The organism is Brevundimonas sp. AVps23W, assembly GCF_058681395.1.
In genome coordinates, this window is sequence record NZ_CM178738.1 from 3,219,320 (window position 1) to 3,242,886 (window position 23,567).

Annotated in this window: 24 protein-coding genes; 6 read left to right on the forward strand and 18 right to left on the reverse strand. The window is 66.7% G+C overall.

The genetic code is table 11. From position 1 onward, the window contains the following. Positions 1 to 56: 56 nt before the first annotated feature. The 3 genes from ACW177_RS15610 to ACW177_RS15620 form a co-directional block, all read right to left on the reverse strand. The gene (locus tag ACW177_RS15610; protein ID WP_492028129.1) at positions 57 to 1,274 is read right to left on the reverse strand and encodes an aspartate aminotransferase family protein; all 1,218 of its coding nucleotides are present in this window, start codon (positions 1,272 to 1,274) and stop codon (positions 57 to 59) included. A gap of 101 nt (positions 1,275 to 1,375) precedes the next feature. Continuing rightward, positions 1,376 to 2,269, reverse strand: a complete 894-nt coding sequence (locus ACW177_RS15615; protein ID WP_492026586.1) for a M28 family metallopeptidase — start codon at positions 2,267 to 2,269, stop codon at positions 1,376 to 1,378. A 38-nt stretch (positions 2,270 to 2,307) separates the two neighbouring features. Continuing rightward, positions 2,308 to 3,141 carry an ABC transporter permease gene (locus tag ACW177_RS15620; protein WP_492026587.1) on the reverse strand — a complete coding sequence of 278 codons (834 nt, stop codon included), beginning with the start codon at positions 3,139 to 3,141 and terminating at the stop codon, positions 2,308 to 2,310. Between the two features lie 463 nt (positions 3,142 to 3,604). On the opposite strand from ACW177_RS15620, the gene gcrA reads away from it, so the two are divergent. Continuing rightward, on the forward strand, positions 3,605 to 4,141 hold the full coding sequence (gene gcrA, locus ACW177_RS15625) for a cell cycle sigma 70 cofactor GcrA (RefSeq protein WP_492026588.1): 537 nt from the start codon (positions 3,605 to 3,607) through the stop codon (positions 4,139 to 4,141). Between the two features lie 204 nt (positions 4,142 to 4,345). Here the strand turns inward: gcrA and ACW177_RS15630 are convergent, their stop codons facing one another. Together ACW177_RS15630 and apaG are read right to left on the reverse strand one after the other, a co-directional pair. Beyond that, positions 4,346 to 4,687: a hypothetical protein gene (locus tag ACW177_RS15630; protein ID WP_492026589.1), complete on the reverse strand. Its 342-nt coding sequence runs from the start codon at positions 4,685 to 4,687 to the stop codon at positions 4,346 to 4,348. Between the two features lie 25 nt (positions 4,688 to 4,712). After that, entirely contained in the window at positions 4,713 to 5,120 is a 408-nt protein-coding gene (gene apaG, locus ACW177_RS15635; RefSeq protein ID WP_492026590.1) for a Co2+/Mg2+ efflux protein ApaG, read from the reverse strand. An 81-nt stretch (positions 5,121 to 5,201) separates the two neighbouring features. On the opposite strand from apaG, the gene ACW177_RS15640 reads away from it, so the two are divergent. Beyond that, positions 5,202 to 6,227, forward strand: coding sequence for a 2'-deoxycytidine 5'-triphosphate deaminase (locus tag ACW177_RS15640; RefSeq protein WP_492026591.1), 1,026 nt, complete (start codon positions 5,202 to 5,204; stop codon positions 6,225 to 6,227). A 139-nt stretch (positions 6,228 to 6,366) separates the two neighbouring features. Here ACW177_RS15640 and ACW177_RS15645 read toward each other — a convergent pair whose 3' ends face one another. Continuing rightward, positions 6,367 to 7,644, reverse strand: coding sequence for an MFS transporter (locus tag ACW177_RS15645; protein WP_492026592.1), 1,278 nt, complete (start codon positions 7,642 to 7,644; stop codon positions 6,367 to 6,369). A gap of 83 nt (positions 7,645 to 7,727) precedes the next feature. Here ACW177_RS15645 and dapE point away from each other — a divergent pair, with 83 nt between their 5' ends. After that, entirely contained in the window at positions 7,728 to 8,915 is a 1,188-nt protein-coding gene (dapE, locus tag ACW177_RS15650; RefSeq protein WP_492026593.1) for a succinyl-diaminopimelate desuccinylase, read from the forward strand. A 315-nt stretch (positions 8,916 to 9,230) separates the two neighbouring features. On the opposite strand, the gene ACW177_RS15655 is transcribed toward dapE, so the two are convergent. The 3 genes from ACW177_RS15655 to ACW177_RS15665 form a co-directional block, all read right to left on the reverse strand. After that, positions 9,231 to 10,592, reverse strand: coding sequence for a hypothetical protein (locus ACW177_RS15655; RefSeq protein WP_492026594.1), 1,362 nt, complete (start codon positions 10,590 to 10,592; stop codon positions 9,231 to 9,233). A 238-nt stretch (positions 10,593 to 10,830) separates the two neighbouring features. Then, the gene (locus tag ACW177_RS15660) at positions 10,831 to 11,100 is read right to left on the reverse strand and encodes a hypothetical protein (RefSeq protein ID WP_492026595.1); all 270 of its coding nucleotides are present in this window, start codon (positions 11,098 to 11,100) and stop codon (positions 10,831 to 10,833) included. 379 nt (positions 11,101 to 11,479) lie between these two features. Continuing rightward, entirely contained in the window at positions 11,480 to 12,817 is a 1,338-nt protein-coding gene (locus tag ACW177_RS15665; protein ID WP_492026596.1) for an amidohydrolase, read from the reverse strand. An 87-nt stretch (positions 12,818 to 12,904) separates the two neighbouring features. Between ACW177_RS15665 and ACW177_RS15670 the strand changes: the two genes are divergently transcribed. Next, a complete protein-coding gene (locus ACW177_RS15670) occupies positions 12,905 to 13,255 on the forward strand; it encodes a hypothetical protein (RefSeq protein ID WP_492026597.1) in 351 nt (116 codons plus the stop codon). A gap of 41 nt (positions 13,256 to 13,296) precedes the next feature. Continuing rightward, positions 13,297 to 13,728, forward strand: a complete 432-nt coding sequence (locus ACW177_RS15675) for an SRPBCC domain-containing protein (protein WP_492026598.1) — start codon at positions 13,297 to 13,299, stop codon at positions 13,726 to 13,728. Positions 13,729 to 13,730: 2 nt separating this feature from the next. Here the strand turns inward: ACW177_RS15675 and ACW177_RS15680 are convergent, their stop codons facing one another. The 9 genes from ACW177_RS15680 to ACW177_RS15720 form a co-directional block, all read right to left on the reverse strand. Continuing rightward, on the reverse strand, positions 13,731 to 14,711 hold the full coding sequence (locus tag ACW177_RS15680; RefSeq protein WP_492026599.1) for a type II secretion system F family protein: 981 nt from the start codon (positions 14,709 to 14,711) through the stop codon (positions 13,731 to 13,733). Positions 14,712 to 14,721: 10 nt separating this feature from the next. Further along, positions 14,722 to 15,702, reverse strand: a complete 981-nt coding sequence (locus ACW177_RS15685; protein ID WP_492026600.1) for a type II secretion system F family protein — start codon at positions 15,700 to 15,702, stop codon at positions 14,722 to 14,724. A 4-nt stretch (positions 15,703 to 15,706) separates the two neighbouring features. Beyond that, positions 15,707 to 17,227, reverse strand: coding sequence for a TadA family conjugal transfer-associated ATPase (locus ACW177_RS15690; RefSeq protein ID WP_492028130.1), 1,521 nt, complete (start codon positions 17,225 to 17,227; stop codon positions 15,707 to 15,709). Positions 17,228 to 17,386: 159 nt separating this feature from the next. Further along, positions 17,387 to 18,994 carry a CpaE/TadZ family protein gene (locus ACW177_RS15695; protein WP_492026601.1) on the reverse strand — a complete coding sequence of 536 codons (1,608 nt, stop codon included), beginning with the start codon at positions 18,992 to 18,994 and terminating at the stop codon, positions 17,387 to 17,389. Positions 18,995 to 18,997: 3 nt separating this feature from the next. Then, positions 18,998 to 19,657 (reverse strand): CpaD family pilus assembly protein, encoded by a 660-nt coding sequence (locus tag ACW177_RS15700; protein WP_492026602.1) that lies wholly within the window; start codon positions 19,655 to 19,657, stop codon positions 18,998 to 19,000. Between the two features lie 8 nt (positions 19,658 to 19,665). Further along, complete coding sequence (locus tag ACW177_RS15705) at positions 19,666 to 21,069, reverse strand: type II and III secretion system protein family protein (RefSeq protein WP_492026603.1); 1,404 nt, start codon at positions 21,067 to 21,069, stop codon at positions 19,666 to 19,668. An 11-nt stretch (positions 21,070 to 21,080) separates the two neighbouring features. Continuing rightward, complete coding sequence (cpaB, locus tag ACW177_RS15710) at positions 21,081 to 21,992, reverse strand: Flp pilus assembly protein CpaB (RefSeq protein ID WP_492026604.1); 912 nt, start codon at positions 21,990 to 21,992, stop codon at positions 21,081 to 21,083. A 111-nt stretch (positions 21,993 to 22,103) separates the two neighbouring features. Further along, the gene (locus ACW177_RS15715; RefSeq protein WP_492026605.1) at positions 22,104 to 22,619 is read right to left on the reverse strand and encodes an A24 family peptidase; all 516 of its coding nucleotides are present in this window, start codon (positions 22,617 to 22,619) and stop codon (positions 22,104 to 22,106) included. 117 nt (positions 22,620 to 22,736) lie between these two features. Then, a complete protein-coding gene (locus ACW177_RS15720) occupies positions 22,737 to 22,913 on the reverse strand; it encodes a Flp family type IVb pilin (RefSeq protein ID WP_492026606.1) in 177 nt (58 codons plus the stop codon). Between the two features lie 236 nt (positions 22,914 to 23,149). On the opposite strand from ACW177_RS15720, the gene ACW177_RS15725 reads away from it, so the two are divergent. Continuing rightward, positions 23,150 to 23,566: a pilus assembly protein N-terminal domain-containing protein gene (locus ACW177_RS15725; RefSeq protein WP_492026607.1), complete on the forward strand. Its 417-nt coding sequence runs from the start codon at positions 23,150 to 23,152 to the stop codon at positions 23,564 to 23,566. Position 23,567: the final 1 nt, after the last annotated feature.

A 23,567-nucleotide genomic window follows, 5' to 3' on the forward strand; every position in this document is an offset into this window, starting at 1 on the left:
CCTTTCGCGTAAAAGGCCTGGGTCCCCGCTTTCGCGGGGATGAGCGGTTTTGAGGATCAGGCCGCCCACTTCTCGCGGGCGACTTCGCAGGCGGCTTCGAACCGGACGATCAGTTCGCGGGCCTCGTCCAGGGTCAGGTTCAGCGGCGGCAGCAGGCGCACGCAGTTGTCGCCGCCGCCGGCGATCAGCAGCTGCTGGGTGTCGCGCGCCAGGGCCATGAACTCGCGATTGTTCGGGACCAGCTTGACCCCGACCAGCAGCCCCTTGCCGCGCACATCGACGATGACCTCTGGGAAGCGGGACTGAAGCCCCGCCAGCTGCTGCTTCAGATAGCCGGCGATCTCGTTGACGTTGTTCAGCAGCTCGGGCGTGTTGATCAGCGACAGGGCCTTCTGACCGACGGCCATGGCCAGGGGGTTGCCGCCGAAGGTCGAGCCGTGGACGCCGACCGTCATGCCCGAGGCCGCCTTGGCCGTGGCCAGGCAGGCGCCGATCGGGAAGCCGCCGCCCAGGGCCTTGGCCACCGCCATGATGTCGGGCGACATGCCGGCCCATTCGTGGGCCCAAAGCTTGCCGGTCCGGCCCATGCCGCACTGGACCTCGTCGAAGATCAGCAGCACGCCGTTGTCGTCCGCCATCTCGCGCATCCAGCGCAGTTCCTCGACCGGGGTCTCGCGGCAACCGCCCTCGCCCTGGACCGGCTCCAGAATGATCGCCGCCGTGGTCGGGTTGCGGAAGGCGGCCTCCAGCGCGGCCTTGTCGCCCCACTTCAGCTGGTGGAAGCCCTGCATCGGCGGGCCGAAGCCCTCGGTATAGCTGGGATTGGCGGCGGCGTTGATCGCGCCATAGGTCCGGCCATGGAACGAGCCGTCAAAGCCGTAGATGTCGATCCGCTCGGGCGCGCCGTTGGCGGAGTGATATTTGCGCGCCGTCTTCAGCGCGCACTCGACCGCTTCCGTGCCCGAGTTGGTGAAGAAGACCACATCGGCGAAGCTGCTATCGCACAGGGCGTCAGCCAGGGCTTCCTGGCCCGGAATGCGGAAGATGTTGGAGACGTGCCACAGCTTCTCGGCCTGATCCTTGACCGCCTGGACCAGTTCGGGGTGGGCGTGGCCCAGGCCGTTGGTCGAGATGCCGGCGACGCAGTCCAGATACTCGGTCCCGTCGGTCGACCACAGGCGAGCGCCTCGGCCGCGTTCCACTTCCAGCGGCGCGCGATTGTAGACACCCATCAGATGGTTCGTGGACACGGGACTAAGACCTCCAAAAGCGATACGGCCCCGACGCGAGGCGCGACGGAGCCGGTTTTATAGGGACAGGGGTTGTCGGATGAGTGACGGTGTTAGTCAACACCGGCGCCGAGGGCTTTGCGCCCCTATTGCGCCGCCCGGTCCAGCCGCAGGGTCAGGTCGGCGATGAAGCGGCCGAAACGGGCCACGTCCTCGCCGTTCAGATAGGACAGCTTGTCCTCGGGCGAATGGATGCGCTGGAAGACCGGGGGGACGAAGCCCTCCTTCAGGCCGTTATCCTCGCCGCCGTTGAAGGCCAGCCACATCTGGTGCGCCCCGACGGCGTCCTGGGTTCCCAGCGAGACCACCGGCACGCCCGCCGCCGAGAAGACGCGGTCGTCGCTGGGCGGATAGACCGGGAAGGCGACGCAATCGACGCCTTGCTGCGCGCACTGGCTGCGCAGGGCCGTCAGGACGAAGCCCGACTGGGCGCCGTTGTTCTCGCCATACATGACGGTGCGGCCATAGGCGGCGACGTCGGCGTTGATCACGGCGTGGATGCGGGCCTTGTCATGGGCGTCCAGCCAGGCCTTGGCGCCGATCAGGCCCAGTTCTTCCTGGTCGGTCAGGACGAAGATCAGCCGGTGGCCGGTGGTCTGGCCCTTCAGCGTCTTCATCGCCTCGATCATGGCCAGGACCGAGCCGGCGTTGTCGACGATGCCCTGCAACATCGACCCGTCGCGCAGCTTCACCGCGTCATAGTGGGCGGTCAGGACGATGTCCTTGGGGCCGTCGCCCAAGGTGACGACGACGTTCGACCCCGCCATGGGGCCGGTGCGGGGATTGCCGCCCTCGAAGGTCTGGATCTGGTGCGGGATGCCGGCGGCGGTCAGCTGATCAACGATGACAGCCATACGCTCGGCGTTCGTCGGCTTCACGAAGGCGGCGGCGGCCGTCTGGATCGCAGCGCCAGAATCCTGGGCTGCGGCCGGAACGGCGACAAGAAGCGCCGCAGCGGCGACGAGCGAACGGAACAGCATGGCGGACCTCCCCAGGGTGATCCGCCAGAGTTAGCCGCCTAGCTCTTCAGGCGCCAGCCCGAGCGGAACACCAGCCAGCAGACCGTGCCCATCACGATCATCAGCACGGCCGAGCCGACGACGCCCACGGTCAGATTGCTCTCAGCATGGCCGATGAAACCGTAACGGAAGCCGTCGATCAGATAGAAGAAGGGGTTGTAGTGGCTGATGGACCGGAACGGCTCGGGCAGGTTGTCGACCAGATAGAAGGTGCCCGACAGGAAGGTCATCGGCATGACGATAAAGTTCTGGACCGCCGCCAGATGGTCGAACTTCTCGCTCCACAGACCCGCCAGCACCCCGGTCATGCCCATGATGAAACTGGCCGCCAGAGCGAACCAGACGATGGCGAAGACATTGGCCACGCCGAGCGGCGCAAACGGCAGGACGCACAGAGCCGTGACCAGACCGACGACGGCGCCCCGCGTCGCAGCGCCCAGGGTGAAGCCCATCGTCAGCTCCAGCGGGCTGAGCGGCGGGGTCAGGAAGTCGGTGGCCGTGCCCATGATCTTGGCCTGGATCAGGCTGGACGAGGCGTTGGCGAAGGCGTTGTTCAGCACCGCCATCATGATCAGGCCGGGCGCCACGAACAGGGCGAAGGGCGTGCCGTGCAGCGGCGGCCGGGCGTCCTGAAGCGCGACCACGAAGACCAGCATATAGAGCAGGGTCGTCACCACCGGCGCCGCCACCGTCTGGGCCCCCACCTTCCAGAACCGCCGCACCTCGCGCAGATACAGGGTCTGCACCCCGATCCAGTTGATCCCCGGATAACGCCGCGGCTGCGGCAGGCCGGCGGGGCGGGTGGCGATCAGGTCGGGCGTGGTCTCGGTCATGGGCCGCCAGATGCGCTTTGAGGCTTGGCTTCGCAAGGGCGGGCGGCGATGGCGGGGCGCGCCTTGAGTGAAAAGTGAGCGGGAAGTGAACGAGGGGTGAGCGTGGCCTACCCGCCATCGCCGTTTCGCTCACGCCTTGCTCACTTTTCACCCCTTGCTCACAGAGCTGGGCGACGTGGAGGCAGCGCGCCCTGAGTGAAAAGTGAGCGGGAAGTGAGCGAGGGGTGAGCGAGGCCGCGCCCGCCATCGCCGTTTCGCTCACGCCCTGCTCACTCCGCTCACCCCTCGCTCACTTTCGCAGCCCCCAGCTTAACCTTAACGAAGATTCAATATCTGGTTTCTGTGGACGGTTGATTCGCACATCTTGCGTCCCTTAACGGCTGGTTTACGATTAGTGGTAGGTCAAGACCCCGGAGGGGGAGCCTGGACCTAGATATTGAATCCAAACTCGCTGGAGGGTGGCATGACCGCAGGCTGGACCGACGACCGCGTAGGCGCGCTTAAGAAGCTCTGGCTTGAGGGCCAGTCCGCGAGCCAGATCGCCAAACAACTGGGCGGCGGGGTCACCCGCAACGCCGTGATCGGCAAGGTGCACCGTCTGGGCCTGTCGGGCCGGGCCGCCCCGTCGCAACCGGCGCGCACCGCCACGACCTTCCGCACCACCCGCCCGCGTCCGGCCGTGACCACGGCCCAGGCGCCCCAGCCGGCGACCCCGCGTCGCCTCGAGGCCGTCCAGCCCAAGCCGGTTCAGCCGGCCGCCCCGGCGCCCGCCCCGATCCCAGACCTGCCGGGCACGGCCACGGTCATGACCCTGGGCGCGCACATGTGCAAATGGCCGATCGGCGACCCGTCGTCGCGCGAGTTCAGCTTCTGCGGCCGCCGCGCCTCGGAAGGCGTCTATTGCGTCGAGCACGCCCGCGTCGCCTACCAGCCGCAAGTCCGCCGCGGCAGCAAGGAAAGCGGTTCCGACCTGGCCCGCAGCCTGCGACGTTACATCTAAGGGCGCTATCGCGCTTCGCGCTACTTGAGCGCCGCGCTTCGCGCGGGTCATCCCCGCGTCACAGATGCTCCTTATGGAGCCGACCTCCCCCTCGCCGGTTCGCGCAAGCGGCCGGCGAGACTTCAGGGGGCGGGGCTGCGGTTCATCCGGGTTGACGCAGCCCCATCCGCTTTCGACGGCTCTTTGCAGGCGACTGAGCGAGCCTCACTGACGGCTGGAAATAGGCGGTCCCAGTTTGGATTCCGCTATATCCCAATCGAACACTTCGCCAGTCGATCTTTGGACGGCGAACCACCCCAAATTAGTACTGCAAATTCCGTCGCAATCCCTGTCGCTGTGCAGGGACAAGACATAGTAACCGGCGGGATTGAACTCGACCGCCACGTGGTCGCAGAACGCCGCTGAAGCCGCTGGAAAGCGATTGCTACCCGTGGCGCGCGCCTTCGCCAGTTCACATGCCTGCCCTTCACTCACCACTTCACGCGCGGGGGAACAGCCGCCAGACGACATGGCCGCTAAAGACGCCAAGACCATCATCCGCTTCATGTCGCATTCCCATTGACTGACGCGTTCAGTTCAGCACCCGTCGCGCATCCGGCGTGTCCAGCGAGAACGCCGGGATCTCCGCCTCGAAGCTGCGCCCGTCCGCATCCGTCATATAATAGGCGCCCACCATCGACCCGCTGTCGGTGCTGAGCGGACAGCCCGAGGCGTAGGCGTAGCTGCCACCCGGTTCGATCACCGGCTGTTCGCCGACCACGCCGGGTCCGCGCACCTCTTCGACATGGCCGTGGCCGTCGGTGATGGTCCAGCGGCGCGCCATCAGCTGCACCGTCGATCCGGTCAGGTTCACGATCTCGATCTGATAGGCCCAGACCCAACGCCCCTCGTCAGGGTTCGACTGGCCCGCCAGATAGCTGGGCCGGACCCGGATCAGGATGCCGTTCGTTTCGGCGGTATAGGCAGGACCATCGTGCATGGGCTATATGCTCGCCCCGCCGCGCGCGGGCTGCAAGCGCGACTTGGAGACAAGTCGAGAAAACCGTGTGAGACAGACGCCATGAGTTCCTTCCAAGCGCCCCGTCCCGGCATCCTGCCCGCCCAGTCCATCGAGACGCTGATCGCCACGGGCGCCATCACCTCGGACACCCCGTTCGATCCCGATCAGGTCCAGCCCGCCAGCCTGGACCTGCGCCTGTCGGACCAGGCCTGGCGCGTGCGCGCCTCCTTCCTGCCCGGCCGTCGCAAGGTCGAAGAGCGGATCGCCGATGTGGCCATGCACGCCATCGAGATCACCGACGCCGGCGTCGTGCTGGAAAAGGGCTGCGTCTATATCGTGCGGCTTCAGGAGCGGTTGAACCTGCCCAAGGGTCTGATCGCCCGCGCCAACCCCAAGTCCTCAACCGGACGCGTCGATGTCTTCGTGCGCCTGCTGACCGATCAGGGCGCCAGTTTCGACGATGTGGCCGAGGGCTATGACGGCCCCCTCTATATGGAGGTCGCGCCCCAGACCTTCTCCATCCTGGTCCGTCCCGGCACCCGGCTGAACCAGCTGCGGCTCAAGGCCGGCGACCCGCCCAAGCTGGAGACCCGCAGCGTCGGCGTCGATCTGCAAGGCGGCGACATCGTCGGCTTCCGCGGGCGTCGCCATGCGGGCGTGGTCGATCTGGACCATATCGACGGCCACGACCCGCGCGACTTCTGGGAGCCGCTGACGCTGCGGCGCGGCGAACTGCTGCTGGATCCGGGCGAGTTCTACATCCTGGCCTCGTCCGACGACGTCGAGATCCCGGTCGATCAGGCCGCCGAAATGACCCCCATCGACCCGTCGGTGGGCGAGTTCCGCGTCCACTACGCCGGCTTCTTCGACCCCGGCTTCGGCACGGACGAGGCGCATGGCGCGGGCTCCAAGGGGGTGCTGGAGGTCCGCACCCACGACACGCCCTTCCTGCTGGAACACGGCCAGATCGTCGCCCGTCTGGTCTACGAACCCCTGACCGAACGCCCCAGCCGCCTGTATGGCGAGAGCGGCAGCCACTATCAGAACCAGGGCCTGAAACTGTCGAAGCATTTCAGGGTGTGGTGACCTCTCCCTCCCCTTCATGGGGAGGGACGATCGCGTAGCGATCAGGGTGGGGTCCGAAGGGGCGCGAGCGAGGTCCTGACTGCCCCACCCCGGCTTCGCTGCGCTGCGCCGCCCCTCCCCATGAAGGGGAGGGAGAAGCTCACGTCAGCTTGTCCGCCTTCCTCAGCCCGGGGAACATCGCCGACCAGGCGCCGGTCGCCGCCAGCGCGCCGACCCCGCCGAACACCGCCGCCCCGACCGCGCCCAGCAGCCGGACCATGACGCCGGAATAGGCCTCGCCCAGTTCGTTCGAGGCGCCGATGAACAGCATGGACACGGACGAGACCCGGCCGCGCATATGGTCGGGCGTGGCCAGCTGGATCAGGGTCTGGCGGACGTTGACGCTGATCATGTCCGCCGCCCCGCCGATCAGCAGGGCCAGGCCCGACAGCCAGACGATCTTGGACAGGCCGAAGGTCAGGGTGCAGATGCCGAACACCGCCACGGCCGAGAACATCCAGCGCCCGCCGTTCTGACGGATCGGGAAGCGGCTCAGATAGATGGCCATGCCCATGGCGCCGACCCCGAACGACGCCCGCAACAGGCCGAAGCCTTGCGGGCCGACGTGGAGGATGTCGCGGGCGAAGATGGGCGTCAGAAGCGCGACGCCCGCCAGCAGGACCACGACCAGATCGAGCGAGATGGCGCCCAGGACGATCTTGGTCTTCCACACATAGGCCAGCCCCTCCTTGACCGAGTCGACGGGCGACAGGGGATTGGCCTGGGGCGCAGGCTTGCCGCTGGTGCGGATCAGGATGAAGGCCGCGACCGCCAGCAGGAACATGCCCAGCGACACGGCATAGGCCAGGGGCACATTGACCCCGACGATGACCCCGCCCAGGGCCGGGCCGGCGATGGCCCCGGTCTGGAAGGCGATGGACTGGGCTGCGATGGCGGGCGGCAGGGCCCGGCGTCCGACCACCATGGGCAGGAAGGCCTGGCTGGCCGGCGCCAGGAAGGCCCGCGCCGCGCCGAACAGGGCCGCGACCGCCAGCAGCCCCCACAGGGGCGGCGCCCCGTGAAGCGCCATGGCCAGGAACGACCCGGCGCAGGCCGCCTCGACCAGGATGGAGATCCAGACCGTGCGCTTCCTGTCGCGCCGGTCGGCCATGGCCCCGGCCGGCAGGGTGAAGGCCAGAAGCGGCAGGAACTGACACAGGCCGACCAGACCCAGATACAGGCTGGCCTCCTCGATCGGATGGTCGCGCCGGGCGATCTCATAGACCTGCCACAACAGGGCCGAGGACTGGATCTGGATCGCCAGCACGGCGACCACGCGGCCGAACCACAGCAGGCGGAAATCGCGGATGCCCCAAGGACTGTCAGGGGAACTGTCGGGGGAACTGTCGGGGTCGGGGTCGAGGGATTTTGTGGTCACGGTCTTCGAGGAGGCCTTCGTATAGGGCGAACCGTCACGGTGGACGTAGCGATCTTCGTGCGATGTCCGTAAAGCATAGGCGCATGAGCCGCGCATCAACTCCTGTGATCGATCCTGTCGAACTGACCCGCGACCTGATCCGTATTCCATCCGTCACCCCCGCCGACGAGGGGGCGATGGACGTGCTGGAACGCCATCTGACGGCCCTGGGCTTCACCTGCCGCCGCCTGGCCTTCGAGGGCCCGGGGGGTGAAGGGGTCCACGCGCGGATCGAGAACCTGTATGCGCGGCGCGGAACCGCCTCGCCCAACCTGTGTTTCGCCGGCCATACGGACGTGGTGCCGACTGGACCGTCCGAGCAGTGGTCGGCCCAGCCCTTCACCGCCGAGGTCAGGGACGGCGTCCTGTACGGACGCGGCGCGGTGGACATGAAGGGCGGGATCGCCGCCTGGGTCGCCGCCGTGTCCCAGGTGCTGGCCGAGGGAGAGGTCGAAGGCTCCCTCTCCTTCCTGATCACCGGCGACGAAGAAGGCCCGGCGCTTCACGGCACCAAACGGGTGGTCGAGACCCTGGCGGCCGAAGGCGAGGTCATCGACGCCTGCGTGGTCGGCGAACCCTCGTCGTCGCAGCATCTGGGCGACATGATCAAGGTTGGGCGGCGCGGCTCGCTGAACACCTGGATCACGGTCACGGGCAAACAGGGCCACGTCGCCTATCCCGAACGGGCGGCCAATCCGGCCCCGGTCATCGCCCGGCTGATGGCCCGGCTGAACGACCATGTGCTGGACCAGGGGTATGAGGGTTTCCCGCCGTCGAACCTGGAGATCACCAGCATCGACATCGGCAATCCGGCGACCAACATCATTCCGGCCGAGGCCAAAGCGCGGCTGAACATCCGCTTCAACCCCAGCCATACGGGGGACGATCTGATCGACTGGCTGAACCGCGAGGCCGGGACCATGCAGGCCGAGACCGGGCTGCAGATCAGCCTGGACCACCTGTGTTCGGGCGAAGCCTTCCTGACCGAGCCGGGCGTCTTCGTCGCAGCGGTGCAGGACGCGGTCGAGGCCGTCGCCGGCCGCCGGCCCGAGGCCTCGACCACCGGCGGCACCTCCGACGCCCGCTTCATCCGCGCCCTTTGCCCGGTGCTGGAACTGGGCCTGGTCGGCCAGACCATGCACCAGATCGACGAACGAGTGCCGACGGCGGAGCTGGAGACCCTGACGGCGGTCTATCGCCGGGTGATCGAGACGGTGTTCGAGCGGTTGTGAGGCCGCAGAAATAGACTCAATCCACTGCGAAAAAATGGAGTCTATTTTCGTCTATTTCGCGCGCAGCGAGGTCGGGGTGCGGGGTGTGGGGGATTGGGTTGTCAAAGACCGGACGAGGAGTGTCGCACGGTTTTGGGGCGTGATGGATTGAGGGGTGTGTTCGGGCGGTAGGGAGTTGAAAAGGCAGGCGGTTGGTTGCGGAATTGGGATGGGAAGAGATGAGAAGGGGAAGTTCGATGCAGCCTTGCTCATCTTCTTAAGATGGCGACTAGCCACGCCGGATCATCTGTCGCCTGCGGTAGATGATTGCAAATCTCAGGCCTGAAGTTTTCGAGTTATAATTGGCCCAACGATGAGGGCCGCAACTGACGCGCCCCAAATGCCGGTAAGCCAAGGATTGAACGACCAGAGCTGGGTGAAGGCACCTAGGAGATGCAGGCCGGAAATCACGAAGAACAGACTGTAGGTCCAGGCGATTGTCGCGCCAATCCGATCACCCCAAACTGGATGGTTCTTTCGCGCCCAGCGGCTAACGGTGGCGCCAAGGGCGTCGAACCAACTGGCGATGAACTCGCCCCACACCCGCAACGGCGTTACTGTCATCAAGCTACGCCGCGTCGTCTCGAGATAAACTGCAGCTAACGTGACGAGGACCCCAGCGGCCAGTTGCGGCTGTTCAAGCACCCACCATAAGGTCCATTTGATAGGTGTTGGAATAGTCGGGCAATCATCGCCGAAGCAGGCCTGCTGCTGGATCTGCGCCGTAGCAATCCACAGGGCCGCGAAGGCGAGCGTCGTGGCGATGAGGAAGCTGTAGATCCCCGACCAGTGACTTTGGAGGAAGCTCTTTTCGGCGATGGTTGCCTCGAGCGACTGACGGGTATGGGTGAAGTCGTAGCAGGCCACCTCGTCTGTCGCTTCGAAGCCGACCTCCGATTTATTTGATCGCACCAAACGCGCGAGCAGACCTTGGAAAGCCTCCGCATAGGCGAGTATCCCGAGGGCTGACTTATGACCGGGCAGTTTCCCACTTCGGCGCATTTCGAGCACGCTCCGCGCCAGCGACCAAAGAGTCTCGCGCCGCCAGCTCACGTCGTCGTCGGCAGAAATCTCGGTCAACGGCAGCAGATTATCCGACGCGCGACGATGGTGATAATGACGGTGCGAGGCGTCCTTGATGAAATAGTAGATCTGACTCGCTAGAATCGTATCGAACTCGGCCTGTTCATAGCCCCCGTTCGGATCGACGGGGATTGTCTCGGTCAACTCGAGCCTGACCTCGCCGGTGCGGTAGAGTTCGAACCGGGCTCTCGCCAGTGTCAATTTGTTACGCGCGGCTTCGGATATCCACGCCTCGGCATCCTTGTCCAGGCCAGCGTCGTCACCGACCATCGCGCGAGGTGTAGAGTCGCCGACCATCGCGACACGGGTGCGAATCTTTTGCAGTAATGCCCGCTCGGCGCTGGGATAGTCCGCCTGATGCGGGACGACGATGACTTCACCGACCAGAACGCCGATCTCGTCGCCGCGTGGAGAGACAATGCAATCGCGTAAGACGGGACGAGCGGCCGCCCTCGTCTCACCTACTAAAACAAAGTCAGCGGCAATGGACGGAGCCAGCTGAGGAATCGGCCACCCCGTATAGGGCAAATCCCGCGTAACACGGCGTTGAACCACTGCAACCCTGCGGCGGGGGTGCCCAGCGGTCTCATCCGGAAATTCCACGTTAGCCGTGACACAGCCGGGGGCTGCGCCACCCAAGCCAATTAGGCTGAAAGACAGTTGGCCAGTAATCGTGGGCACCCAACCGGCGAATGCGGGGTGGTGATTTGGCTTAAAGGGGCTATGGGAGCCCATGGACGACAACCTCAACGCGGCATGATCCGCATCGCGAATCGCAGCTGAGATTACCTTATCAACCGTGGTTAGCTATGGCCGACTTAGCCCGATAGCGCACACGACCGTTGGATACGCTCATGTGCAGTCCGTGTTGGCGGACCGAACTGGCCTTCCGCTGACCGCCATGGAGTTCGCCGAGTAGCTTCGAACTCATACCGCCGCCTTCTTCGCGAACTTCGCGCACGCGCGAGGCACCGGTAACGAGCCGGTTGAGGAGAACACTGGCGGCGACGACGGCGAGCATGCCGATCAAGGCAACACCGGCGAACTGTAGAAGCGGGCTCACGTGGATCTCCACGGCGACGAATGGGATCTTAAAATAGGGTGGCACCCAATAGGGTTCCAAAACACTTCCGTCAACGACGACGCACAACGAGGTTTTCCAGACTTCACATCGGATTAGCCTCTTATTCGCCTCGAGTGTAAAGATCGGGTCAACATTTGACCGAACACCGGCGTGCACGAGCCCACCTCCGTTTCCCACGCAGCGCTTTGCAACGCAAATTGGCACCCCGTGACAATGACGGTACGAGAAGAACTTGCATCGTTCACGAGATCGACCGCTCAGCCATTCGAATAGCTCATCCGCTACCCGAAATGAGTCGCGGACATCATTAGCTTAAACGGCCTGGCCAACCGATCCCAACCCTCGCCCCCAGCTCCACTCAACTCCGCTCCAAAAACCGCAGCGCGGTCAGGACATGCGTCTTCACCCCCAGCGGCAAGACCTTCTCATTCGGAGAGAACTCCGGCGAGTGGTTGGGGGCGGACTGGGACGGGTCCACGCCGTCGGGACTGGCGCCCAGGTGGTAGAAGACGCCGGGGATGGCCTGCTGGAAATAGCTGAAGTCCTCGGCCACCGTGGTCGGGGGCGTGGCGGGGTTGACGTTTCCGGCGCCGGCCGCCTCGGTCAGGACCGGGGCCAGCCAGGCGGACAGGCCGGGGTCGTTGAAGACCAGGGCGGCATTCTGGCGGACGCCGAACTCGGCGGTGGCGCCGTAGGCGGCGGCGACGTGGTCGATGGCGGTTTCGGCGCGGGCGACCAGGGCGTCGCGCTGGGCCACGTCGAAGGTGCGAAGCGTGCCCGACAGGGTCGCGCTGTCGGGGATGATATTATAGCGGACCCCGGCGTCCACGGTGGCGATGGTGAAGACCGTCGGGGTGGTGGTCGGATCGACCGTGCGGGCGGTCAGGGTGTTGACCGTCTCAATCACCTGACCGGCCACCGCGATTACGTCCACGCCGCGCCAGGGCCAGGCGCCGTGGGTCTGTTTGCCCTTCAGCACGATATCGACCCGGTCCGAGGCGGCCATGAAGCCTTCGGGCCGATAGAAGACGCTGCCGGGGCGGCCGGGGACGACGTGCAGGCCGAAGATGGCCTCGGGCTTGGGATCGTTCAGCGCGCCCTCGGCGATCATCAGGGCGGCGCCGCCCTTGGGCTCTCCCGGAGGGGCGCCCTCCTCCGCCGGCTGGAAGATGAAGACCACCGTGCCGGCGATCTGATCCTTCATCCCGGCCAGGACCTGGGCCGCGCCCATCAACATCGCCATGTGCATATCGTGGCCGCAGGCGTGGGCCACGAGCACCGTATTGCCCATGTACGTCCCAGTGGCGGTGGAGGCGAAGTCGAGGCCGGTCGCCTCCCGCACCGGCAGGGCGTCCATGTCGGCGCGCAGGGCCACGACCCGGCCGGGACGGGCGCCGTGCAGGACGCCTATGACCCCGGTCTTGCCGACCCCGGTGCGGACCTCCAGCCCCAATGACCGCAGATGATCGGCGATGACGGCGGCCGAGCGGGTCTCGGCGAAGCCCAGTTCGGGATGCTGGTGGAAGTCGCGCCGCCATTCGACCACCTGGGGCGTCACGCGCTGGACGGCGGCGTCCACGGTAGCGGCCTCGACCTGGGCCTGAACCTGGACCTGGACCTGGGCCTGAACCTGAGCCGGGGCGCCCCCCGCCGCCAGCAGCAGCGTCAGGGTGGAGACGGCGAACAGGCGACGCATGTGAAGATCCTGTGAAATCATGACTGTCGCAGGATGAGGGCGCCGGGGCCGCTTGTGCAACCGTGGTCGCTCGGCGAAGATCGCGGCATGGCCAAGCCGATCAAGAGCACGACGACCGAGTGGCGCGATGTCGTGCTGGTGTGCCGAAAATGTTCGAAGAAGCTGGACGGCGGCTTCGGGCCGGACGGCGATCTGACCTTGAAGAAGGCCCTGCGCAAATATCTGCACCTGAAGAAGGGCAAGAAGGGGCGCAAGGGCGAGCTGACGGTGGCGGGGACCGACTGTTTCGACATCTGCCCAAAGGGCGGGGTGGTGGCGGTCAACGCCGCCCATCCCAAGAAACTGCTGATCATCCCGGCCGGCGCCGACCTGTTCGAGGTCAAGACGCGGCTGGGACTGGACGACGGGCGACGGCTGAAGGTGGTCGTCCCCGACTGAGACGTCTTTCTTCCGCCGCCCAGTCGTGCCAGATCGGCGGCATGGACGATACGAAGATCGAGAAACGCGCCGGCGTGCGGGCCACCTCCGACCGGATCTGGGAGCTGGTCTCGGACCTGTCGCGGTGGAGCGAATGGAATTCGTTCGAGACGGAGGTCGAGGGCGCCATCGCCTTCGGCGGGCAGCTGAGCCTGACCGAGGCCTTTCCGGGGCAGCCGGAACGGCGCGTCACCGCCCGCGTCGCCGACTGGCGGCCCTATGTGCGGCTGGTCTGGACCGAGAACCGGGGCTTTCTGTTCCGCACCCTGCGCTACATCGACATCGAAGAGCTGGACAAGGGCAGTTGCATCGTCTCGTCGGCCCACAAGTTCGCGGGTCTGAGGGGCGAGCTGTTCCACGACAAGCACCGGATCGCCCTGCGCGACGCGCACCAGGACATCGTCGATCGGCTGAAGGCGGCTGCCGAAAGCTGATCTCAGCCCTTGGCCAGGGTGTCCATGATGTTCAGGATCGCCGGGCCCAGAATGACGATGAACAGGACCGGCAGGAAGAACAGGATCATCGGCACGGTCAGCTGGGCCGGCAGGGCCGAAGCCTTCTTCTCGGCCGCCGACAGCCGCAACTCGCGGTTCTCCTTGGCCATGACCCGCAGGGCCGCCGACAGGGGCGTGCCGTAGGTCTCGGCCTGGGTCATGGCGACGGCGACGGATTTGACGCCGGGATGATTGGTCCGCTTGCCCAGGTTCTCATAGGCCATGCGGCGGTCGGGCAGATAGGACAGCTCGGCCGACAGCAGGGACAGTTCCTCAGCCAGATCGATGGACGAGGTGCCGATCTCCTGGCTGACCTTGGCGATGGCCGCCTCGATCGACATGCCCGCCTCGACGCAGATCAGCAGCAGGTCGAGGGCGTCGGGAAAGGCCTGCATGATCGAGGTGCGGCGCTTGGTGATCCGGTTGGTCAGGAACAGGTTCGGCGCATAGAATCCGGCCACGGCGGCGGCCATACAGGCGGTGATCTTCTGCATCGTGGGCCAGTCCACGATCTTGATCACGAACATGTAGAAGGCCGCGACCACCAGGAAGAGGAAGGGCGAGGCGAAGCGGAAGAAGTAGAAGGTGGTCAGCGGACGCGGCCCGCGATAGCCGGCCTGGGCCATCTGGTCGGCGACCTTGGGATCCTCCAGCAGCTTGGTCAGGTTCAGCCGTTCGACGACCCGCTTCTTGAAGCCCTCGTCGTCGGTGTGGCGCAGTCCGCCTGCCCCGCTGTGGATGGCGGCGCGCGAGCGACGCTTCAGCTCGTCGCGCCGTTCGGACACGGCCTTCATCCGCTTGTCCAGCTTGACCCCGCCGGTCATCGACGACAGCAGGGTCAGGACCGTGGCGAAGACCAGCACGCCCACGCCGATACTGAGCAGGTTCTGCGGGTCGGTGATGAAGCGGATGAAGCCCTCCATGGTCCCCGCCTCAGATCTTGAACGAGATCATGCGCTTCATCACGAAGACGCCTGTGCCCATCAGGGCGGCCGCGACCAGCAGCAGGAAGTTGCCGCGAATGTCGGTGAAGAGGATCATCATGTAGCTGGGGCTCGAGAACATGACCATGGTCATCACCGCCGGCGGCAAGGAGGCGATGATGCCGGCCGAGGCCAGGGCCTCGGACGACAGGGCCTTGACCTTCTCGGCCATCATCCGGCGGGCGCGCAGCACGGTCGACAGATTACCCAGGGCCTCGGCCAGATTGCCGCCGGTCTTTTGCTGGATGGCGATGACGATGGTGAAGAAGCGCAGCTCGGGCGTCGGCATCTGTTCGAACATTTTGTCCAGCGCCTGCTCAAGGGTCATGCCGACGCCCAGGGCCTCGACCAGCTTCTTGAAGGCGGGGCCGAGCGGCGCGGGGCTTTCGCGGGCGATGATCTTGAAACACTCGTGGACCGGCAGGCCCGACTTGATGCCGCGCACGATGACGTCCACCGCATTGGGAAACTCGAGCGAGAATTTCTTCATCCGCCGCTTGGCCAGGAAGCCGACCACCCAGCGCGGCAGGCCCAGGCCGACGATCACGCCGACGCCGAGCGCCAGCGGGATATTCAGGCCGCCCAACAGAGCGGCGAAGCCGGCGACAAGGCCGATCACGGCGCTGGCGATGTAGAAGGTCCGCGCACTGATGGTCAGCCCGGCCTGCTTCAGCTTGGACGACATATTGGCGCGCGCCTTGCGCTCGCGCCGCTCGGCCTCCTGAAGCTGAACGATGATCTGCTTGCGGCGGGCCTCGGGCGTGTTGGCGGCGGCGGCGGCCTTGCGGGCGACCGCGGCGTCGCGCTTGCCCTCACCCAGGGTCTTGGCGCGCTTGAGCGCCTGGTCCGAGGAATCATCGCCGCCGACGAAGACCCAGCCCAGGCCGCCGATGGTGATGAAGGCGAGGATCGCCGCGAGGATCGGCAGCATGTCCCTACTCCGCCGCGTCGAGGGCGTCGGCCAGTTCGCGCTCCAGCCCATAGTAGCGGGCGCGGTCCCAGAAGCGGGGACGGGCGATGCCGGTCGAGCGGTGGCGGCCGATGACCTTGCCGTGTTCGTCCTCGCCGGTGATGTCGTAGACGAACAGATCCTGGGTGACGATCACATCGCCTTCCAGCCCGACCACCTCGGTAATATGGGTGATGCGACGCGAGCCGTCGCGCAGACGCGCGGCCTGGATGATGACATCGACCGAGCCGACGATCATCTCGCGGATGGTCTTGGACGGCAGGCCGTAGCCGCCCATGGTGATCATCGACTCCATCCGGCTGATGGCCTCGCGCGGGGAGTTGGCGTGCAGCGTGCCCATGGAGCCGTCGTGGCCGGTGTTCATGGCCTGGAGCAGGTCGAAGGCCTCGGGGCCCCGGACCTCGCCGACGATGATCCGCTCGGGCCGCATCCGCAGGCAGTTCTTCACCAGGTCGCGCATGGTGATGGTGCCCTGGCCTTCCAGGTTCGGCGGGCGGGTTTCCAGGCGCACGACGTGCGGCTGCTGCAGCTGCAGTTCGGCGGCGTCCTCGCAGGTGATGACCCGCTCGGTCGGGTCGATGAAGGCGGTCAGGGTGTTGAGCAGGGTCGTCTTGCCTGAGCCGGTGCCGCCCGAGATGACCAGATTGCAGCGCGAGGCGCCGATGACGCCCAGAACGCGCGCGCCCTCGGGACTGATGGACTTGTAGTCCACCAGGTTCTTCATCGTCAGCTTGTCTTTCTTGAACTTCCGGATCGTCAGGGTCGGGCCGTCCAGCGCCAGCGGCGGGGCGATGACGTTGACGCGCGAACCGTCGGGCAGACGGGCGTCGCAGATCGGGCTCGACTCGTCCACGCGACGGCCGACCTGTGACACGATCCGCTGACAGATGTTCATCAGCTGGCCATTGTCGCGGAAACGGACATTGGTCAGCTGGACCTTGCCGTTGACCTCGATGAAGACCCGGCCGGCGCCATTGACCATGATGTCGGCGATGTCGTCACGCGCCAGAAGCGGCTCCAGCGGGCCGTAGCCGAGGACGTCATTGACGATGTCCTGGACCAGATGCTCCTGCTCGGCGACCGACATGGAGACGTTCTTGATCGCCACCAGCTCGGCGACGATGTCGCGAATCTCTTCCGAGGCGGCCTTGGTGTCCAGCTGGGCCAGCTGGGCCAGGTCGATGGTGTTCATCAACGCGTTGAAGATGGTGGTCTTCGTCGCGTGGTAATAGTCGCTCTGTTCCCGGACGATCTCGGCGACCGCCTGGGCCTTCTTCAGCTGCTCGAAGCCGGCGGTGGCCTTGGGACCAGGTCCGGGCTTGCCGCCCTGAGGGGCGGCGGCGGGCGCTTCGGGCCTTGAGGCCAGGGCGTCGAGGCGGTCAGCCTTTGCCGCGCCGGCCATCGCTCCGGACGAGGCGCCGCCAAACTGGGCGGGAGCGTCGGCCATAACGAGAGCTTCGGCTGCAGAATCGGGGCCCATGCCCATACCGGGGCCGGGACCGCCAAAGGCGAAGGCCTCGGTCTGCACGCCCGGCGCCGGCTGGCGCGGGGTGGTCGAGGCGTCAGGCCCCACGCCGTCGGCGGGCGCAGGACGCAGGGGGGGCGTCGCGGCGCCCGGCTGGCCTGTGCGTTTTCCGAACACGCGTCAGCGCTTCTTGAACATGCCGGCCAACAGCGACTTCGACTCGGTCGCGCCGCCCGACTTGCCCGGCTTGGCCTTGGGGCCGGCGATCGCCGGAAGCTCGCGCTGAGAGACGATCTGCGCCAGGGTCTGGAAGGCCTCGGCCGCCTTGGTCTTGGCGCCCGCGTCCAGGATCATCTGGCCGTTGTTGGCGGCGGCGCCGAAGGTCTTGGCGTCGAACGGAATGATCAGGCTGGGGTGGACGCCCAGGGCGGCGCCGAAATCCTTGGCCGGAATCTCGGGACGGGCCGGCACGCCGACCTGGTTCAGCACCAGGCGCGGCGGGGCGTCGTTCGGCCGCCCCGAACGGATCAGATCCATCATGTTCTTGGCGTTGCGCAGCGAGGCCAGGTCCGGCGTGGCCACGATCACCACCTCGTCGGCGCTGATCAGGGTGCGGCGCATCCAGGGCGACCACAGGTGCGGCAGGTCCAGGACCACGAAGGGGGCGGTCGAGCGGATCCGCGTCGTCACCTCTTCGAAGGCCTCGGTCGAGATGTCCCAGTCGGTGTCCAGGGTGGCGGGCGCTGCGAACAGGCTGAGCTTGTCGGTGCAGCGGACCATCATCCGGTCCAGCAGGGTCGAATCCAGCCGGTCGGGCTGACCCAGGGCGTCGGCGACGCCGCTGAGCGGATCCTGGTTGAAATCGAGGCCCGCGGTGCCGAACGGCAGGTCATAATCGACGATGACCGTGTTGGCGCCGATCCGTTCCGAAATGGCGTAGGCGGTGTTGTGCGCCACGGCCGAGGCCCCCGCCCCGCCCCGCGCGCCGACGAAGGCGATGGAGCGGCCGACGAAGGGCTGGGCCGGATCGTTGAACAGGCCGCCGATGGCCGCGATCAGTTGCAGGGGCTGGAGCGGCCCCACCAGATATTCGCTGACCCCGCGCCGCATCAGTTCGCGGAACAGCAGGATGTCGTTGGTCGGGCCGACGACGATGACCTTGGTGCCCGCGTCGCAGACCTCGGCCAGTTGATCGACCTCCCACAGCAGGGTCTGGGGGTCCTTCAGGCATTCGACGATGATCAGCGGCGGGGTCGGCTCGTGCTGATAGGCGGCCACGGCGGCCATGATTCCGCCGATGCGGATCTGGGTGGTGGCGCGCGACAGGCGGCGGTCCTGGGCGGCGCGCTCGGCCGCCGCCAGAGTGTCCTGGCGCTCGGCGAAGACATGGATGGCGATGCGCGGCACCGACACCTCGCCGATGGCGCTGGACGGGGCCAAGCCGGCGGAGGCCGGGCCGACCGGGGCGAGGGCGGAAGCCGCCGGGCCTGCCGGGACCACAGCCTCCTCGACCATCGGCGCAAGGCTCGACTGGGCCTGGGCGAGCATGTCTCCGACCGGGTTGAAACCGGCGGCGGTCGGCGGCGAGATCAGAGGCTGGACGCTCGCCACAGCCGGTGTCGGCGCTGCTGCGGGCGCAGGGGCCGGGGCCGGGGCCAGGGCCGGGGCGGTGAACTGAAGCGGCGAGCGCGCCGGCTCGGTCGGAAAGGCGGCGGTTTCCGAGAAATCCATATCGACGTCGTAGGGATCGTCGAACGGTTCAGGGGGTCGTGAAGCGGGAATGGTCATGGACTAGTCGACCGCCTTCGAAACTTCGCCGTTGATCAGCGGCTCTTGCGGCGCCGAGGTCTTGGCGCCGCCGCGATAGGTGTCGAACACCTTGCCGCGACGCCCCATGTCCGCAGCCGCGATGTCGGCCGGGGTGACGATGTCCCGCGGATTGGCGATCTGGGCGGCCAGGTTTGCGGTCACGGCGCAGCCGAAGGACGAGGACGGCTGGTTCGAGAAGTTCGACCCCATGACCGACTGGGCGGCGGCGCAGTTGGGGATGTGGGCCCGCACGGTCTCGAACCCGGCGAGGATCGGCGCGCGGGCGGCGGGGGCGTCATAAGAGACGACCCGGAGCCGTGCAGCCGGGACGCCGCGCGCGATCAGGGCGTCGCGAGTGTTCCAGGCCGCCTGATGCGCGACGGGATCGTCGCCGGTGGGGGTCTCGATGCGGATGATGTCGGCGCGCGCCTGGACGAACCGTGCGGCGAGATCCGTCAGCGCCGCCTGCTGGGTGTCCGAGAGGCCGTCGGCGTGAACCGCCAGGGCGATGCGATCAACGCCCGGTTCGACCTGAAGCACATAGCGGGATGTGGCGGTCAGGGGCAGGGCGTCGGTCGACCCGGTGGCGGCGCAGGCCGAAACCAGGGCCGCTACGGCGGCGAGGGCGACGAATCTGATCATGGGACGGCTCATTCGATCACATAACCCACGGGGCCGGACCAGCCGGTGGATGCGGTTGCAGCCTGGGGCGTGCCGTAGGCCTGGCTCAGTTGGCCGAACAGGATGGTCTGGGCGTCGTTGGCGATGTGCAGGCCGTCGGCGGGCGTCTGGAGCCGACCGGGCGCCGTCGGCGACGCCAGATAGGCCTCGATGATGATGACCAGCTCGGTTTCGTTCGACAAATAGTCGCGCGACCTAAACAGGGTTCCCAGCACCGGAACGTCGCCGAGCGCCGGAAGCTTGTCGACGTTCTGACGCGTCGACTCGCTCAACAGGCCAGCGATCATCAGCGATCCGCCGGACGGCAGTTCGACCGTGGTCGAGGCGCGGCGCACGGTCAGGCCCGGAATGACCAGGGTGCTCGAGTCCGTGCCCAGGGTGTAGGCGCCCTCTGAACTCAGTTCGGAGACCTCGGTGGACAGTTGCAGCGTTATCCGCCCTTCCGACAGGACGATCGGCCGAACAGCCAGACGTATACCGTAAGGCTTGAACTCGATACCGACTTTGGAGGTCCCGTTATCGTCGGACAGTCCGACGGGGACCGGGTATTCGCCGCCGGCCAGGAACTCGGCGTTTTCGCCGTTGACCGAGGTCAGATTGGGTTCGGCCAGGGTGCGCATCAGACCGGCGCGTTCGAACGCCTTAACGGTGGCCGACAGGCTGTTGCCGTCACCGCTGCTGTCGGAGTAGCCGAGGCCGCCGCCGCCCAGCAAACTGCCGTTGACGGCGAAGGTCGAGGTCTGGCTCAGCGACAGACCGTCGCCGACGCTGTTCAGCACGGCGCTGACGTCCATGCCCAACTGTTTGACGGCCGAGCGCTGCACCTCGACGATCCGGGCCTTGACCGTGACCTGGTCGGATCCGGTGACGCCGATCAGACTGATGACCTTCTCGGGCGCGCTGACGAAGGCGCCGGCGACGCGGCGCGCCTGGTCCGCCTGGGACGGGCTGGCGGCCGTGCCCGTCAGGATGATGGTGTCGTTGACCGCCTCAGCCTGGATCGAACCGCCGGGGATCAGGCGGGTCAGGGTGTCTTGCAAGGCGCTGGTGCCCGCGTCCACCCGAACCCGCAGGCTCAGGATGGTGCGTCCGGCGGCGTCCAGGAAGACGGCGTCGGTCTCGCCGGGCGCGACGCCGATGACGGTAATGCGGCGCGGCGAGTGCAGCATGGCCTCGGCCACCTGCGGATTGGAGACGATGACGTCGCGCGCATCGGCCGGCAGATCGACGGCGAAGGAGCTACCGCGCGGCAGGTTGATCAGGCGCGGCGCGGCGCCGGTCGAAACGGCGGCGCGGCTTTGGGCCACCCCGGCGGCGGGGGCGACAGACAGACCGGCCAGCAGGGCGCAGGCGAGGACGGCGGAGTGGCGCATGATCGACTTCCTCACGGCGTCACCACCTCGGGCGCGCCGCCGCGATAGACGCGGACGGTCTGAGGCTGGGACTGGGCCGGGGCGGCGCTGCGGCGGATAGAGCCGGACGGCCCGGCCGTATCGGCATAGGAGCGTAGCGACAGGGACAGTTCGCCCTGGGCCTTGGCCTGGGCCAGGATCTCGGCGTCGTGCGGGCCGACCTCAAGGGTGGCGGTGGCGCCCACCACGGCCTGTTCGTCGTCGCCGGCGCGGGTCGACTGGTCGATGGCCAGGACCTTGACGTTATGCAGGACGGTGCCGGCGATGAACTTGCTCCCGCCGCCTTCGACGCCGCTCTTGTCCTCTCCGGTGAAGACCACGTCCACGCGGTCGCCCGGCAGGATGAAGCCGCCGGCGGCGGATTCCACCGTCACGCCGATGGCCATGGCCCGCATGCCCGGCTCGAGATAGGCGGCCAGATAGCCGCTGTCGCCGGCGCGCACGATCTTGCGGCCGACGATGGGCTCTCCGGCCAGAATGGGTTCGCGCACGACCGAGCCGACATAGTCTGACTTGGCGCCGGGGCCGGCGATCTTGGCGACGGCCTTGGCGGTCCCTTCGACGGCGGTCTCGGTCTTTTCGGCTGTGCTTTCGCCCTTGGCCTCGTCGGCCGGCTTGGCGGGATGAGGCGTAGAGCCGTCGGTGATGAAGGCGGGATTGACCTCGTCCAGCGGCCAGTCCTTCCAGGCCAGATCGCCCTCGGTCAGACGTTTGCCGGGCTCGAGATCCTTGGCCGCAACCAGGACCTTGGCCATCGGGCGGGCCTCGACGGACGCGGCGGCGGCGGGGGCCGGCGCGCCGTTCCCCATGGCGCGAACGACCAGGGCCAGACCGAGCGCCGACACGGCGGCGATGCAGATAACGACGATACGGGCGGGCTTCATTCCGAAAACTCCGACAGACGCCGCGACCCGGACCCGGTCCATGATGCGCTGCCGTTAACGATCATGAGGCCTGTGGGTTAATGCGTTCCTAAGCTTGGCGGCTGAACGGCTTCAGCGCCCCGTCAGGAAGCCGCTCATCAGATCGGCCTCGGGAAAAGCCAACAGAGCGCCGATGGCGATGGCGACGCCGTAGGGAATATGCCCCTTGGGCTCCAGCAGACGCGCGACCCAGCCGGGCGCCGTAGGGGTAAGGAACTGCAGATGCTGCCGCGCCGCGATCAGCAGCAGGCAGAACAGGCCGCCCGCGACCCCGGTCCACAGCAGAAACATGGCCGATCCGCTCCAGCCCAGCCACAGACAGCTGGCGGCGATCAGCTTGGCGTCGCCGCCGCCGATCCAGTTCAGGGCGAACATCCCCATGCCGACAACCAGAGCCAGGACAGCGACCCCGACATGGACGCCCATGTCCGTCAGGCCGAGCCCCGCCGCCAGGGCGACCGGGAAGAAGAGGACGATCAGGATGAGCGAGACCCAGTTGGGAATCTTCATCGTCACCAGGTCGTGCAGACCGCCGATGATGACGATGGCGGGCATCAGGCCCAGGGCGACGAGGAGAAAAGAGTCCATTCCTCGACCCTAGGGGGCGGGTCGTTAAGGCCGCGTTTCCCCTGTTCATACCGGACAACGAGAAAGGGCCGGGACGTCGCCGCCCCGGCCCTTCACGATTTCAGGACTGCGCCAGTCTTACGACTTGGCGGTGCTGAGCTTCGCGCTGACGTCGTCGAACGTGGCGCTCAGGTTCTTGCCCATGGTGGTCAGGGCAGTGATGATGACGACGGCGATCAGAGCCGCGATCAGGCCGTATTCAATGGCCGTGGCGCCCGACTCGTCTTTAGCAAAACGCGAAATGAACTTGGTCATGGTAGATCCCTTTTAAAAATGTCCAGCGAGCAACTAGGCGGGGGGAGCCGGTAGCCCGCTTGACCCCCAAACGCAGGGACAGAATGGCCAACGCCTATTAAGGCTGAGTCACGAATTGTGGTTACATTCGGATTCACCAAAGAAAATCCGAATCTGATTGCTTCAGCCTTTGTTGAGGAACCGGCCGCATTATGCGCGCGTCCGCGTTCACACGCGCTATCGCACCAGAGCCGCCGATGCCCCGCCTTCTCCCGATCCTGCTCGCCGCCACCCTTGTCGCCGCGCCCCTGATCGCGCCCATGGCCGCTGTCGCTCAGACCAACGCGCTGAATGTCGAGATCGATCGTTCGGCCCGGGTTCAGCTGAGCGCTCCCGCCTCGTCCGTCATCGTCGGCAATCCGGCGATTGCGGATGTTACGGTCGTGGACGCCAACACCCTGTTCATCGTCGGCAAGGGCTATGGCGTGACCGAGGTCGTGGCTGTGGACGGCCTGGGCCGCACCCTGTTCCAGCGCGAAATCGTCGTGACCGGCGGCTCGACCGGCACGGTTCGCGTGTGGCGTGGGGCCCAGGCGACGGATATGGCGTGCGGTTCGTCCTGCGCCCCCAGCGTCCGCAAGGCCCAGGGCGCGTCCGGCGCCGTCGTGCCCTAGG

Coding starts and splice junctions, on each gene's coding strand:
- ACW177_RS15615 (WP_492026586.1), bottom strand. CDS start 2,269: ATGCTGTTCCGTTCGCTCGTCGCCGCTGCGGCGCTTCTTGTCGCCGTT.
- ACW177_RS15620 (WP_492026587.1), bottom strand. CDS start 3,141: ATGACCGAGACCACGCCCGACCTGATCGCCACCCGCCCCGCCGGCCTG.
- gcrA (WP_492026588.1), top strand. CDS start 3,605: ATGACCGCAGGCTGGACCGACGACCGCGTAGGCGCGCTTAAGAAGCTC.
- ACW177_RS15630 (WP_492026589.1), bottom strand. CDS start 4,687: ATGAAGCGGATGATGGTCTTGGCGTCTTTAGCGGCCATGTCGTCTGGC.
- apaG (WP_492026590.1), bottom strand. CDS start 5,120: ATGCACGATGGTCCTGCCTATACCGCCGAAACGAACGGCATCCTGATC.
- ACW177_RS15640 (WP_492026591.1), top strand. CDS start 5,202: ATGAGTTCCTTCCAAGCGCCCCGTCCCGGCATCCTGCCCGCCCAGTCC.
- dapE (WP_492026593.1), top strand. CDS start 7,728: ATGAGCCGCGCATCAACTCCTGTGATCGATCCTGTCGAACTGACCCGC.
- ACW177_RS15665 (WP_492026596.1), bottom strand. CDS start 12,817: ATGCGTCGCCTGTTCGCCGTCTCCACCCTGACGCTGCTGCTGGCGGCG.
- ACW177_RS15670 (WP_492026597.1), top strand. CDS start 12,905: ATGGCCAAGCCGATCAAGAGCACGACGACCGAGTGGCGCGATGTCGTG.
- ACW177_RS15675 (WP_492026598.1), top strand. CDS start 13,297: ATGGACGATACGAAGATCGAGAAACGCGCCGGCGTGCGGGCCACCTCC.
- ACW177_RS15680 (WP_492026599.1), bottom strand. CDS start 14,711: ATGGAGGGCTTCATCCGCTTCATCACCGACCCGCAGAACCTGCTCAGT.
- ACW177_RS15685 (WP_492026600.1), bottom strand. CDS start 15,702: ATGCTGCCGATCCTCGCGGCGATCCTCGCCTTCATCACCATCGGCGGC.
- ACW177_RS15690 (WP_492028130.1), bottom strand. CDS start 17,227: ATGGGCATGGGCCCCGATTCTGCAGCCGAAGCTCTCGTTATGGCCGAC.
- ACW177_RS15695 (WP_492026601.1), bottom strand. CDS start 18,994: ATGACCATTCCCGCTTCACGACCCCCTGAACCGTTCGACGATCCCTAC.
- ACW177_RS15700 (WP_492026602.1), bottom strand. CDS start 19,657: ATGATCAGATTCGTCGCCCTCGCCGCCGTAGCGGCCCTGGTTTCGGCC.
- ACW177_RS15705 (WP_492026603.1), bottom strand. CDS start 21,069: ATGCGCCACTCCGCCGTCCTCGCCTGCGCCCTGCTGGCCGGTCTGTCT.
- cpaB (WP_492026604.1), bottom strand. CDS start 21,992: ATGAAGCCCGCCCGTATCGTCGTTATCTGCATCGCCGCCGTGTCGGCG.
- ACW177_RS15715 (WP_492026605.1), bottom strand. CDS start 22,619: ATGGACTCTTTTCTCCTCGTCGCCCTGGGCCTGATGCCCGCCATCGTC.
- ACW177_RS15720 (WP_492026606.1), bottom strand. CDS start 22,913: ATGACCAAGTTCATTTCGCGTTTTGCTAAAGACGAGTCGGGCGCCACG.
- ACW177_RS15725 (WP_492026607.1), top strand. CDS start 23,150: ATGCCCCGCCTTCTCCCGATCCTGCTCGCCGCCACCCTTGTCGCCGCG.